The following is a 13165-nucleotide window of genomic DNA, read 5'->3' on the forward strand; positions in this document are numbered from 1 at the left end:
GCTTAGAACAATACGTAAGCGCCAGGACCGATCAGAGCGACACCAACCGCGATTGCAATCAGCACCAAGTTGTATTCAATACCGTTCGCAGTCACCCACAGACCGTTTTTGCCGTGGACGGTGATGATCGCGACCAACATGGTGATGATGATCAACGCGGCGCCGACCGGCGTAAAGACGCCTGCAGCGAACAGCGCTCCGCCGATCAGTTCGGCAAGGCCAGCCACCAGAGCTGCCAGCACGCCCGGTTTCACACCGATCGATTCCAGCCAGCCACCTGTGCCTTTCAGCCCATAGCCACCAAACCAGCCAAACAGTTTTTGCGCACCGTGCCCCATGAAGAGCAATCCTACAACGAGACGAATGATCAAAAGTCCAAGATTCATGATAAAGTACCTTCCCCTCAGTTATTTTTTGTTCGTTAGTTACTTTATGTAAGTATATTACGATAGGTAACCCAAGATGTCAACAAAAACAAAAAAGCCAATTCCTGTTACGGAATTGGCTGACCAACGATGTGATTCAATTTTCTTTCTTCATGCCGACCCAAGCTTCGGACCACTTTTCAAGATCGCGAATGATCGATTCTAAGGCGCGGCCTTTATCTGTCAACGCGTATTCAACTCGCACCGGAACTTCCGGAAACATCTCGCGGGTGACAATGCCCTCCTCCTCCAGATCTTTGAGCCGCTCAGACAATAACCGCCCACTGATCGGAAGCGCATTCTGTATCTCACCAAACCGTTGAGGGCCGGAAAGGAGTTGGTAGATGATAAAACCGTTCCAACGTTTGCTAAGTAGTTGCATCCCTTTTTCAAACTTTGGACAGAGCTCTGCATGGGCCATAACTATCACCTCAACGTAAAAACCAAGGAGTGAGCTTGCTCCTTGGTTTTTGCTATATTATATCACACAAATGGAAGTTAGCTTCGTATTCGAATCTTGCGTGAGCTTTCCTTCTTTCGCAAATGATGTGTACAGAATCCACTTCCTCACTTTACAACTATGTTACTATAGATATACCCTTCTCATAAAAAGGAAATTGCAATCGATCCGATCAGCTTTACAATCGTCTTTCCTCCCTCAAAACTACCACCTATTCGACTGGTCGGACAGGTTTGTAAAACTTGATGAGTCAATCGTACACTCGATCACACTGAATCCAGAGCTGGATTCCCACCAAACGTCCTAGTAGGAGGATCCAAATGTCTGAGAATCACAATAATACGGGACTTTTTCCCGACAGACATCGTCTCAATCTGCGAGACGAATGTGAAAACTGCTTTGGCCTGTGCTGTGTCGCCCTGCCCTTCGCAGCTTCGAGCGACTTCGCGATCGACAAAAATGCCGGTCAGCCCTGCCGCAACCTGCAAGCCGACTTCCGCTGCGGCGTTCACACCACCCTCAGAAAGCGTGGCTTTCGAGGTTGTACAGTCTATGAGTGCTTCGGCGCAGGGCAAAAGGTTGCCCGCGTCACCTTTGATGGGCAAGATTGGAGACAAGTCCCCGAGTCTGCGCAGCAGATGTTCGAGGTGTTCCCCATCATGCGACAACTCCATGAGCTCCTCTGGTATCTGACCGAAGCGCTGACGCTGCAGCCAGCCCGTTCGATCCACGACGAGCTGAAGGTTGCGCTTGACGAGACAGAACGCCTCACACACCTCCGTCCCGACGCACTTCTGCAACTGGACGTGACGGCACACCGAGCGGACATCAATGCTCTGCTGCTGCGGACAAGCGAACTTGTGCGAGCAGAAGCCAAGCGCCAGCAGTCAGGCGCGCGAGGGCGTCAGAAAACATACGGCCGAGGGGCTGACCTCATCGGGGCCAAGCTTCGCGGCGCCGACCTTCGGGGCGCCAACTTGAGAGGAGCGTACCTGATCGCTGCTGACCTCCGAGATGCCGATCTGAGAATGGCCGACCTCATCGGGGCCGATTTCCGAGATGCTGATCTCCGTGGTGCCGACCTCACCGGAAGCATCTTTCTCACACAGTCTCAACTCAACGCGGCGAAAGGCGATGCTGCTACGAAGTTACCGCCGGCTTTCGCGCGCCCGACACATTGGTCGGGGAGCAACAAGCAGCAAGCCTCTTGGGATTCCCATCGTATGCCGTAGAAGGAAGTTACATGGCGCTGAGTGAGACCGATCAGATGCGCTAGTTAAGTAGCCCCTGCCTTTTAAGCAATGGAAAATCGCGCTTGGAGGATTGCTCATATGAAACAGAACAAATATGATGATCTCGATTTTTTCGAGAAATACAGTCGGATGCCTCGTTCAACCGATGGACTGAAAGCTGCTGGCGAATGGCACGCTCTCCGCGAGTTGCTTCCCGATCTGCGTGATAAACGAGTTCTCGATCTTGGTTGTGGGTTCGGCTGGCACTGCCGGTATGCGCGTGAACAACAAGCAAGGTCTGTCGTGGGTGTTGATCTTTCGGAAAAAATGTTAGAGCGCGCCCGAGAGATGACCGACGACTTCGCGATCGAATATCGTCGGCTGGCGATTGAAGACATCGACTTTCCCGAAAATGATTTCGACGTGGTAATCAGCTCACTTGCGCTTCATTATGTCGAGCGCTTCGACATCGTCTGCCAGAAAATTTATCGCTGCCTTGCACCGGGTGGTACGTTTGTGCTCTCCTTCGAACACCCGGTCTTCACTGCGATCGCTGCGCAAGACTGGCATTATGGCCCACAGGGTGAGCGATTGCATTGGCCTGTCGACAACTACCAGAATGAAGGCCCAAGGCTGGCAAGATTTCTGGACAATGATGTTGTCAAATATCACCGCACAGTCGCCACCCATATCAATGCGCTACTCGATTCTGGCTTCAGGATTACGAAGCTTTCCGAACCTCAACCTACTCAAGAGGTGCTTGCAAAATATCCCGAAATGCGCGATGAAACTCGTCGTCCCATCTTTCTCTTGATCTCAGCGATCAAAAATGGTTGATGTGTTGCATGATAACTCCTCAATGCCTTTAACGTTGTGTCCGATTGCATCGTGACGAGCGGGGAGAAGACTTGCTGAGCAACTTGCTGCTCAGTCATCGGAGCTTACTTCTTACCAAAAGGCCATTCCGCCAAGGATGGCCTTTTCCAATTGTTTAGTTGACATCCTCATCTGACCGATGCATCTTGCGCTTCTTCGCTTCCAGTCGCTCCGATTTCATAACCTTCCAGTTCCAGCTCAAGACTTGGCGGATCACTTCAAAAATGGTAAGTGAACCGTCCACTGTCCCTCAGCGGTCAGTCCGCTCTTGGCTCAGGCTGGAAGAGAACAGCTCCTGAGCGCTTGGGCTGAGCTTCGGGTACATGATCGTCACGCGGCGCTGCTGACCATTTTCCCGAAACACCACCACGACGCCAGACCCCTTTACTTCCTTTGCCTCGATCAGCAAATTGTGCTCGCGAAGCTCATTCAACAGTTTTACCTTTTCATTTTCCACCTGCTCCTCAAGCATTTGCAGCAGGATCATTTTTCGCAGGAGAGCGGTTGCTCGCATACTCACACCTCGAACATACGTTCTGTTTTTGTTAGTATACTCCGCCACGCGGCAGATATGCAAAGGGGATTTATGGCAGTTGAACTATGGTGCAACGTGCATGGGTCACGAGTCGCTCTTCACCACAAGATCGCAGAAGTCAATTTTTCAACAAAGGATTTTTCTTTCACATCAAGAATTTGAATTTATAAACATTTCAAATTGGCCTCATCAAAGGAGGACGCGATTGTGGAAGTTTCTCCCTCTCTACAAAATGTTTCTCTCGTCGAGCAAAATACGAAAGACACATCGAAGCATTCACAAAAAACAAGCCAGGCAGTAGCCCCTTATTCGGCTGGACACATCTTGCAATTGCAAAAAGCGCTCGGCAACCGAGCTGTTGTGCATCTGTTGAGTGCGCAGATGCGCTCAAAGCAAGCTGTGCAGCTCAAGATCGGGCATGATGGCACCTCCTTTACCACCGATGGAAAGAGACCCGGATGGCGAAGCTTTTTGAAAAAGAGCACAGCGGATGAACTGAAAGTCTCTGCCTCCAGCAATTTTGCCAAATTGGGATACGACCGCGCCCATCGAATTCCTTTTTCTGCCATCGAGCATTTGCTCTGTGATTTCTGTAACGGCGATGCGACAGAAAGGGAATTTACCGAGCTGACCGATGCGATGTATGATGGTGGCGACGAGGAATACGAAAACATGAACAGTGCGCGTGACACGCTGATCGAATCTATTAAGGCGGGAGCTACGCCTTCCAATATCAGATTGGAAGCGAACTTTTTGCTCGGGTTACTGAACAGCGCGACCAAGAATGTATCGCCTGGCGATGCCTCTGAGAACCGCGGAATCCAAGACCGCGCAGACTATGGTTATGTTGCTTCACCTGGTGGTACAACGTTTGATCTTTCCCCACGAAGCGCCGATCTCCACTCTGCGTGGTCTAGCTGGGATCGGGAGCCAGAATTGCCGATGACACCGGGCGGCGAGCACGTGCGCTCTTCGCAGATCAGTTCGGAGCAACAGCAAAGCGGCACTGCCGTCTCGTTGGATCAGATCAACGACTTATAGCCTGATCTCCTGTAAGTTGAAGGTGTGTTGACAGCATGAGCCGCACCATTCAGCGGTGTCACGCGTCATGACGACTCTTCAGCCCCCGATCGACGACTTTTCCGCCCCCGTTCAATGCTAGGCGTTGAGGCCGTTCAATTTGTGATGAACTTCGCAATAATCTCCTGGAGAAAAGAGTAGAAGAATGTGAGCAGAAAGCAAGAAAAAGGGCTCGTCGCGCATTTTCGAGGTTGACCTCAAAGCGCGTCGAGCCCTTGTTATATTTAGGCTGACGGGAGTGCTTGGGAGTCGAATCCCCCCACCGCATCTACCGACCGCACATCGTTTTCAAGACTGCATGCGTATGCGATAGCTCGATACTTCTTATGTGCTTTACAGCTCCCGCCCCGATCATCCTACGTTGTAGGAGTCTGTTGGACGCTTGTTCTCTCTGGAGATCGAACTGTGAGCAAAAGTTGAGGTAAACACCGATCCTTTTTCTTTGCTCTTGCGAACAGCCTTGCGACCAACACCTCTTCTTAATACCTTCGACTCTTTGATAACAGGAAAATAACGAAGTATCTCCACCCATTTCTTATACATTAGAAAATTCATAATTATAGCACTTTAAAAAATCCTTCATATCATAGTGACTGATCACCAGAAGACGGTCATACTTGAGAGGGGAATCATAAAGCTGTGCTTGACCCCCTATTTCGAGCTATTGGCCGCAAAAAGGCACAAGCATCCATTCGCCAAAGACATTCTCCAGCAGGGTACAAAGGAACATGCTGCCATTTCCCCCACTACATGATTCGCATCGCTGCGGTTCGTTATGACGCAGCGACCATTGGAGAAAGTAAGCTGAGTCATTTTTTTCAATGTAACAAAACTATCACTATAATTTTAGCTGATTTTTTGGCATTATAGATGAATATGGCTGTATCGTAAAAAACTGCCTATTTTGTTCGCAATTTGTAGTCGAGGCACACAAGAGGAATAGTATACCTTTATAGGATCGTCCTTCAGCTCTCGTACCGCCGGATGACTTTCTGCCACTCCGACTCCGATCGAGTTGGTATACGATGATAACAATACGATGGTCCGTTACTCCGCAAAGAGAAATAAATCGAGACCAATTCGGGTTACGGAATTAACCACGTGAGGAGAGAGCTAACGGAATGATAGATGCGACTTTAAACTTTCTAAAAGACTTTGGCGCTTGGGGATTGTTTTTCCATTCTTTTATCGATGCGATCATTTTCCCTGTTCCCGCCTTTTTCACTCAGGTGTCCCTGAGCATGATCAATCCTTCCAACGCTCTTTGGCTGGCAACGGTCGGGTTTTTCGGCTGTTTATTAGGTACCCCGATCGGATATTGGATCGGCAAAGTGGCAGGAAGGTCATTTCTGAAAAAAATACTCAAAAAAAGCTGGGTCGATTCTGCCACGGAGATGTTTAACCGTCATGGGGCAGCAGCGATATTACTAGGGGCATTCACACCCATTCCCTTCAAGATCTTCACCATCCTTTCCGGGAGCGCCAATTACTCGCTCTGGAAATTGATCGGGTACGCAGCGATCGGACGTGCTGCCAAATTTTACACCGTCGGGGCATTGTTCTATTGCTACGGCACATTTGCGGACAAGGTGATCGATAAATATTTTACCCTCATCTTTTTAGGGATCTTCATCATACTTGCCGTTGGCTGGTTCCTGATCAGCAAGCTTCGAAGCAGAAAGAACACAAAATCAAAAGATGGCGGAGAATCCAACCCTTCCTAGGCGATCAATATTTGCGCAGACCGAAGTTGCCGATATACAAAAAAGCCCCGCCATTCAGCGGGGCGATGCGTCGATTCAACTCTTCAGTCCCAGCCCATGTGGGGTCGCTATAACGAACGTATCATTTGACAAGAGAGGGTCATAAATCCGTTCATTACTGAACTCATTAAAAAGCAGTGGCAGTCTAGGAACCAGAAAGTCCTAGACTTGCCACTGCTTTTATTCTGCGATCGTAATTCGTTAGCGTAACGTTCATGTATCAGGTGCTAGTATGATCAGCCGAGTTGTATTGGTAAGCGAACTACTGCTCCCGCCCTTGCGGCAAACGCACTTCAAACAGCGTGCGAATGACACTGCTTTCGGCCGAAATCGTGCCTTGATGCTGCGCTACAATATTTTTGGCGATGAACAAGCCGAGGCCGGTGCCCTCTTCACGATGAGTTCGTGCCTTGTCGCCAGTGAAAAACATATCGAAAATATGAGGCAGTTCCTCCTGTGGAATGCAATTTCCGTAATTGATGATTTGAATCACCGCATCTTCGTCTTCAAGATGACAATGAATATCGATATACTGACCGTCTTGGCCATAGCGAATGGCGTTCGTCAGAAGATTTTCAAATACGCGTGCCAGCAGCTCCCCATCCCCCCGAATCGTCAAATGAGGAGTGATGTCCAATCGGGTGGTCAAGTTATTTTTCTCAAGCAAAGGGTACAACTCCTCGTTTAATTGGATGAGGAGCTCGTGTAGATCGATCGGTTGGATCTCAAGCGTAAGTTTGCCGTAGTTCATTCGGGTGATTTCGAACAGTTCGTCAATCAGCTTCTCCAGGCGTTGTGACTTGGTGAATGCAATGCTCGTATAGTGTTTGATTTGTTCCTTCGTCAGCTCGTCGCCCTGAAGAATGAAATCCAGATAACCTAATACAGAAGTGAGCGGGGTGCGCAGATCATGGGCCAAATTCAAGACCAACTGCTCCTTGCTGTTTTCTGCAAAATCGCCTCTTTCCATCGCTTGCTGCAATTTTTCACTCGCCAGATTGATGTCTCTCGCAATGAGTCCAAACTCGTCGTTAGATCGAATGAGCAAACGACCATTGAAGTCGCCGTTCGCCAGGCGATGAATTCCGCGCGAAATCTCATCGAAATAAGCTACATACTGCTTGGTGAAGAGCAAGAAAAACAAGATCGAGAGCGGGATAAAGATAAGCAGAAAGAAGTTGATATCCCCGATATCTTTGATAAAGTAGCGAAATTTAGTCAACGGATCCTCGAACTTCGTCGTATGATAATAGAGCCGGAGAACCGTATAGAGCGCAAAGGTAATCAGGCCGGAACAGAGCATACTCAAGCCGAACAGCAGAATCATGTTAAACCGAAAGCCTCGGATTTTTTTAGCCATTGAACGAATACCCTACTCCCCAGACGGTCTTGATCAATTTGTTTTTATTCATATCTTCGCCGAGCTTTTTCCGCAATGTGCGAATGTGCACCATCACCGTATTGCCTCCTTCGTAGTAAGTCTCGCCCCACACGTGTTCGAAAATATTCTCAGAGCTGTAGACCTTCTTCGGATGACTGGCCAGCAGGCACAAAATATCAAATTCTTTCGGAGTCAGCTTAATCGGGTTGCCATATAGAAATACGGTTCGTTGTTCCGGATAGATGACCAAGCCGCCCCGCTCCAAAACCGAGCTGTTCGCCGGCGCCAATTGATTGAATTGCATCGAACGCCGCAGCTGCGCATTCACGCGAGCGACCAATTCCATCGGGTTGAACGGTTTGGTCACATAATCATCCGCTCCCTGTACCAGCCCTGCAATTTTATCGAGGTCGGTCGTTTTGGCGCTTAAAAAGATGATCGGCAGATGATGCTGCTCCCGAATTCGTCGCGTCACCTCGTAGCCGTCCAGCTTGGGCATCATAATATCCAAAATTGCCAAATCGATAGGATGTGTCATCATCGCAGCTACAGCTTCCTGCCCGTCAGCCACTTTTATGCAGCGGTAGCCTTCTTTTTGCAAATGCAGTTCGACCAAATCGGCGATTTCTGTCTCATCGTCAGCTATCAAAATGGTGATCGGCTTCATTCGTTCCCCCTGTAAAACGTCAGTATCCTGCTATTATATCTGATTTATTTCAAATTCGGTTGATCGTACACGGTCACGATGACACCATCTATATTATTGCCTGAAATTTCATAGCGGCCATTCGCTGGGACATGGATCGTTGTATCTGTGGAAACAGGGTAGTAAAAGACTTCATAAGCATGATGATCTACTGTAGCCGTGACGGTCTTCTGTTCTTTCAAGAATTTCAAATACTCCTCTAAAACGAAGCCCTTTTTCTGCATGATCGCACTGTGCGGCAGCCCAACATAGCGAAAATGCCACGGCTCATATCGAATGCCGGTGATCGCCTCTTTGTTCTGCGGATAGCGTAAAACGAAGCCGTATCTCCATGCATTTTGGATCAGCCACTTTCCTTCCGGCGCACGATTCATATCGCCTTGCGTTGATCCGATATCGATCGACAGGCCGAGATTATGTTCGCTATAACCTGCCGGCATCGCATATTCGGCTCCCATCTGCTGATACAGTTGATCTTGTTCTTGATCGTCCCGATAACCGCTGCTGATTAAAAAATGGTTGACCCCTTTTTGTTCCGCAGCTCTGATCATGGTTGAAAATTTCTCCAACAAGCTGGGCGACAGCTGAATCGTATTGTCCAGCATACCGAATCCCTGCACAAGCTCCTGGTGTTGAGACAGATTGATCGCTTCCGACTCTTCACCCCCCGCAGGTACAGGATGATCTTTGTTGACAAGCAGTAGATCACCTTTGTAAATCTGGTCTTTCGTAACTTTTATCGTAGGCTCGTCCTTCTGGGAAACTTCCGTCTGGACTTGAACATCTACTTTCGGTTGTTTGACGTCTTCCAGTTTGTCTTGAGCAATTCCATATCCAATCAGCAAAAGGATCGCAAGCCAAAAAAGCCGCTTCTTCATCGTTCGTTTCCTCCTATCGGTTCATCGAACTTCAGGATAAGGAAAACTTCTAAAGAAGAAGTGGGGTGAATGATAAAATTTTTCTTAAATCACTGCATCATTGTGGAGATTCGATCATTCCTCTACGGAGCTCTGCTGAGCAATCTCTGGTGAGAACATAAAAAGTCCCGCCATTCTAGCGAGGCTTTGCATCGGTACGACTCTTCAGCCCTCGCGTAACGTTGAGGGGCTATGTTCAACAGCAAGAAGAGTGAAACATGAAGAATCGAGATGAACTTCGATATGATCTTTCATCGAAAAGGTATCAAACGGGTAGCAGCATGCACAAAAAAGGGCTCGTGGCGCATGGTCGAGAATCGACCTCAACATGCCACGAGCCCTTGCTGTATCTAAGTTGGCGGGAGTGCGTGGGAATCGAACCCACCCAGCCGGGTCCACCGGCCGCACATAGTTTTGAAGACTAGGAAGGACACCAGTACCCCATCCACCCCCGAAAAAGTATGAACCTCATTATACCCTATTTTCTCAGGAGTTCAAACGCCCGACTTGTAGAGCGCGTCAGATGTTCAAACTTTTTAGCTCGCCTTCCAAAAATCCACTCTTCATAAAGCAACTTTCCCTGCCCCCTGTCGACCTCCCCTTCGATCATCGCGCAACCTATCTGCGCCGAACTCCTCCCCCCTGATAATAATCTCCCCCTCTTAGCAACCAGTCTCGAAGCTTGCCCGCTTTCAACTGTCCACCAAAAGGGGGAGTCGATCAATTTGTTCGAAGTGCTCGCATCATTTTAGCGCTTGCTGACTAGTAGCGAGCACGTTTTGCACCTCTTCTGCGAAGATCTCTTCCAAGCGATCGATCTGTGCTTGTTCAAACTGACGAGTGCAGTAATGCACTTGCAGGGTCAACTCTCCACCCTGCACGGCACCGACCAAGTTCAGCTTGTACTGCGCTTCCTGTTCCATCGGCTGCTCCAAATGGCCCGCCCGTCCAGCACGCCAAGCGGTATCGATGTCTGTTGCGTCCCGCAGTTCGCCTTGGTAGTTGAACAGAATCTGCGGATCGCGGTAGCTCCCCATCTGTTCCCGAACGCTCCGATCATCGCTCAGGTAACGCAACATGTTGAAAGATGCCCCGCCATGCGGCAACGATTGCAGCAGTCTGCGGGCATTGAGAATTGTTCGCTCGATCGGCTCCCTCGCCACCACCTGCAAGCAGAACGGGTACGTGTTGATAAAATATCCGACCGTTCGGCTCAGATCGAGCGGCCGATCTTGACCCAACTCATCGCGTCCGTGTCCGTTGATCGCAAAGCAGACCTGTTCCCGTGAAAGCCAGCTGGAAAGAACGCGCGCAACCACTCCTGTCAGCACCTCTTTGATGGTGACGCCGAGCTCCGCTGGTACGTTTGTGCGCAGCCTGTCTGTGTCGGCCGCCTGCACCTTGATCAGGCGAATGGACATGTCGGCGTTTGTGCTGCGCTGACCATCGGCAGTTTCAAACTCAACTCGCCCTGCCTCGATCTTCTCCAAGAACGGCTCCCAAAAGCGAGCGACGCCTTCCCCCTGCTCCGAGTTGATCAAGTGGTGACAGGATGCGACCCACTCTCGATAGGAAGAGCCGCTTTCGTCAAAAATTGCGCGCTCTCCCTCCGCCAAGCGCTCATACGTCTCGATCAAATCTTGCATCAGAATCGCACCGCTCACGCTGTCGCTGTACAGGTGGGAGACGATCCACAGCACGCGGTGTCGTCCTGCTCCAAGGTCGAACAGCGCCGCGCGGTTCATCAGCTCCTCGCCGAACTTGATCCCTTTCGCAAGTTCCAACTCTACGCGATCATACTCAGCCTCCTGGGCGCTCGTCTCCCGCATGTCGGAGAGGTCAAAGCGGTGCAACTCGACTTTCGCTTTTTCCGCAGGCAAGAGAATTTGCTTGATCTGCCCCGCCTCACTGTGATAGGTCGCGCGCAACATCTCATGGTGTTCATGCAGCAGTTGCAACGCTTGCAGCAGCAGTTCCGCCTTAATGTTCTGCTTTTCGATCACGATCGGCAGGAAATAAAACTCGGGGTTCATCTTCGAATCGAACAGCCATCTCTGGATGTGGGACAGCGGGACTTCGCCTGCAATCTGCCGCACTTTTTTACCCGAGCTGATCGATTCGGTCGCTTCCCGCATTCGCTCTTCCACAAATGCCACCTGAGCGCCAAACACAGCATGAGCGTACAGATCGCTCAGCTGAAGGCGCAGGCGAAACGCTCTGTTCAGACGCGACTGCACTTGAATCATGTTGAGCGATTCCCCGCCAAGGGTCAGGAAATTGTCGTCCGCCGCAAATTCGCCAATCCCCAAGACTTCGCGCCAGATCGCCCGCATGCGTTCCTCAGTCGTTTGTGTCTGCGTCATCGCTTCTGCTTGGACGGTTGCAGGTTGAACTGGCAACATCGAGGTAGGCAGCTCCCGTTTTACCTGCTTGACTGGCTCATTCTGCTCGACCCAGCAGGAGCTGAGATCAAACGCATAGGTCGGCCCGTGGACGCGGCGACGCTGCCACTCGCGGTCGAACGCGTGCCAATCGATTTCGACACCACGTTCCCACAATCTCCCAATACTCGCTTGGATCGTTTTCCATGCGTGCTCTTTGCGACTTAGCGACGGCACGGCCAACACTTTCTCATCTTGCGCCTGCGACTCGATCAGCGCGGTCAGCACCGGATGAGGCCCGATTTCAAGAAAAATAGCATTTCCCTCCTGCAGGATCCTCTCCACGCCTTTTCCAAACTGCACCGTCTCCCGAAGATGACGACACCAATAGTCTGCATCCAAGGTCACCTCTTGCATGAGTTCCCCGCTCAGGTTGGAGAGGAGGGGAAGCCGCAGTGGAAAAAAGGTGATCGTCTCCTGCATGAAGCGCGTAAACGGCTCCAAGATCGATTCGGTCAACACCGTGTGATAGGCGGTCGAGATCGGCAACAGGCGATGAACAACACCGTCTTGCGTCAAGCGAGCATCCAACGATTCGATCGCTTCTCTGCGCCCGCCGAGCACAACCTGCTGGGGACTGTTGACGATCGCAAGCGATAGATCTGTTGGAAACTGGTCGAGATAGAACTGCACCCGTTCAGGACTCGCACTGATCGCGATCATCCCCGCGCTTTCGACGCCCTCTTGGATCAAAGCTCCGCGCTTGCTGACGATCAACAGCGCATCCTGAAGCGACAAGCCTCCCGCGATGCAGGCTGCCACATATTCGCCGAGCGAGTGGCCGAACACGCAGTCCGGCCGAATCCCCCACGACATCCAGAGTTGTGACAGCGCGTATTCGATGATAAACATCGCCACCGGGCTGATCTGCACCTCGTCTAAGGCAGCGCGATGAGCTGGGTTAAACAGATACTCGCGAAATGGCAACGGGTACAGCCGATCAACGATCGCAAAACAGTCTTCACAAGCCTGACGAAAGACTGCTGACGTTTCATAGAATGTCTGACCCATGCCGACAAACTGCGAGCCTTGACCGCTGAAGAGAAAGACGATCTTCTGTCGTCCTTCCCTCACCGTTTCCACATCCCCCGCTGCCATCGCTTGACGGCACAGTTCTTTTAACTCTGCACGACTCTCTGCGATCAGCGCCAGCCGATGGTCGAACGGTTCGCGACCGACGTGTAACGTATAGGCAAGATCGCCGAGCGATTGGTCAGGCTCCACCTTGAGGTGGGTCAAAAGTTTCCCAGCTGCTTGGCGGACCGCTTGCCGACTTCGCGCCGAGAGGGTGAACAGATGATGCGACCGCTCTTTTCGATCGTTCATGCGAAAACACCTCCTGCTGATTC

At 50.7% G+C, this 13165-nt stretch carries 11 protein-coding genes and 1 tRNA gene; 4 read left to right on the plus strand and 8 right to left on the minus strand.

The window, feature by feature from the left end; genetic code table 11:
• Positions 1 to 2: 2 nt before the first annotated feature.
• Positions 3 to 389 (minus strand): DoxX family protein, encoded by a 387-nt coding sequence (locus ACFSOY_RS04755; protein WP_386044491.1) that lies wholly within the window; start codon positions 387 to 389, stop codon positions 3 to 5.
• Between the two features lie 133 nt (positions 390 to 522).
• Positions 523 to 846: a winged helix-turn-helix transcriptional regulator gene (locus ACFSOY_RS04760; RefSeq protein ID WP_386044375.1), complete on the minus strand. Its 324-nt coding sequence runs from the start codon at positions 844 to 846 to the stop codon at positions 523 to 525.
• Between the two features lie 359 nt (positions 847 to 1205).
• Between ACFSOY_RS04760 and ACFSOY_RS04765 the strand changes: the two genes are divergently transcribed.
• Positions 1206 to 2117: a pentapeptide repeat-containing protein gene (locus ACFSOY_RS04765; protein ID WP_386044376.1), complete on the plus strand. Its 912-nt coding sequence runs from the start codon at positions 1206 to 1208 to the stop codon at positions 2115 to 2117.
• A gap of 99 nt (positions 2118 to 2216) precedes the next feature.
• Positions 2217 to 2954, plus strand: coding sequence for a class I SAM-dependent methyltransferase (locus ACFSOY_RS04770; RefSeq protein ID WP_386044377.1), 738 nt, complete (start codon positions 2217 to 2219; stop codon positions 2952 to 2954).
• 289 nt (positions 2955 to 3243) lie between these two features.
• Here ACFSOY_RS04770 and ACFSOY_RS04775 read toward each other — a convergent pair whose 3' ends face one another.
• Positions 3244 to 3507, minus strand: coding sequence for a hypothetical protein (locus tag ACFSOY_RS04775; RefSeq protein WP_386044378.1), 264 nt, complete (start codon positions 3505 to 3507; stop codon positions 3244 to 3246).
• A gap of 228 nt (positions 3508 to 3735) precedes the next feature.
• Here ACFSOY_RS04775 and ACFSOY_RS04780 point away from each other — a divergent pair, with 228 nt between their 5' ends.
• Positions 3736 to 4569 (plus strand): hypothetical protein, encoded by an 834-nt coding sequence (locus ACFSOY_RS04780; protein WP_386044379.1) that lies wholly within the window; start codon positions 3736 to 3738, stop codon positions 4567 to 4569.
• 1160 nt (positions 4570 to 5729) lie between these two features.
• Positions 5730 to 6332, plus strand: coding sequence for a YqaA family protein (locus ACFSOY_RS04785; protein WP_386044380.1), 603 nt, complete (start codon positions 5730 to 5732; stop codon positions 6330 to 6332).
• A gap of 301 nt (positions 6333 to 6633) precedes the next feature.
• Here ACFSOY_RS04785 and ACFSOY_RS04790 read toward each other — a convergent pair whose 3' ends face one another.
• The 5 genes from ACFSOY_RS04790 to ACFSOY_RS04810 all read right to left on the minus strand — a co-directional run bounded on the left by ACFSOY_RS04790 (position 6634) and on the right by ACFSOY_RS04810 (position 13142).
• Positions 6634 to 7731, minus strand: coding sequence for a sensor histidine kinase (locus ACFSOY_RS04790; RefSeq protein WP_386044381.1), 1098 nt, complete (start codon positions 7729 to 7731; stop codon positions 6634 to 6636).
• Positions 7724 to 8419 (minus strand): response regulator transcription factor, encoded by a 696-nt coding sequence (locus ACFSOY_RS04795; RefSeq protein ID WP_386044382.1) that lies wholly within the window; start codon positions 8417 to 8419, stop codon positions 7724 to 7726. The genes ACFSOY_RS04790 and ACFSOY_RS04795 overlap by 8 nt, the downstream gene beginning before the upstream one ends.
• Before the next feature lie 44 nt (positions 8420 to 8463).
• Entirely contained in the window at positions 8464 to 9336 is an 873-nt protein-coding gene (locus ACFSOY_RS04800) for a M15 family metallopeptidase (RefSeq protein ID WP_386044383.1), read from the minus strand.
• A 395-nt stretch (positions 9337 to 9731) separates the two neighbouring features.
• A tRNA-Sec gene (locus tag ACFSOY_RS04805) sits at positions 9732 to 9828 on the minus strand.
• 290 nt (positions 9829 to 10118) lie between these two features.
• Entirely contained in the window at positions 10119 to 13142 is a 3024-nt protein-coding gene (locus tag ACFSOY_RS04810; RefSeq protein WP_386044384.1) for a condensation domain-containing protein, read from the minus strand.
• Positions 13143 to 13165: the final 23 nt, after the last annotated feature.

This window comes from Tumebacillus lipolyticus, from assembly GCF_042682745.1.
GTDB classification, from domain to species: domain Bacteria; phylum Bacillota; class Bacilli; order Tumebacillales; family Tumebacillaceae; genus Tumebacillus_A; species Tumebacillus_A lipolyticus.